Genomic DNA, 438 nt, shown 5'->3' on the forward strand with positions numbered 1-438 from the left:
GCGGGGGGTTGAAAGAAAAAACCCACTCACATTGCTGCAAGTGGGTTGTGTTTACATTATTTTCTTTGAAAATAGATACGAGCGGAAAACGCTCGCACCATCAGTCAGTGCATGCTCGGACTATCTGGGGAAATTCTTTATAGTTGAGAATTTATTTTCCAAATCAAATCATTCAATTTTGTACCTTCAAAAGCTCTTGTAGTAATTCCTCTAACTTTAATAAATTCTTCAATTAGGTCTTTATTGAATGCTTTATCATTGGTATATTCATTTTTCATTCTAATAAGAACATTTTCAATAAGATAAAAAACCCCGCTGCCGCACGAATCCTTTCGTGTGGCTGTTACATTACAACAATAACATCTTCCAATGTTCCTTTTTCGCCTCTGTAATCTTTAGCACTGCCATAGATGTATTCTTCTGGAAATGTTACCAGTC

General features: G+C 35.8%; 1 protein-coding gene. It reads right to left on the reverse strand.

The window, feature by feature from the left end:
* Positions 1-137: 137 nt before the first annotated feature.
* The gene (locus tag M0051_RS19650) at positions 138-278 is read right to left on the reverse strand and encodes a hypothetical protein (protein WP_306743271.1); all 141 of its coding nucleotides are present in this window, start codon (positions 276-278) and stop codon (positions 138-140) included.
* Positions 279-438 lie beyond the last annotated feature (160 nt).

Source organism: Marinifilum sp. D714, from assembly GCF_030851345.1.
Classification (GTDB): domain Bacteria; phylum Bacteroidota; class Bacteroidia; order Bacteroidales; family Marinifilaceae; genus Marinifilum.

What these genes read in the sequence shown, in the direction of transcription:
- M0051_RS19650 (WP_306743271.1), bottom strand. Translation starts at nt 278, where the DNA reads ATGAAAAATGAATATACCAATGATAAAGCATTCAATAAAGACCTAATT.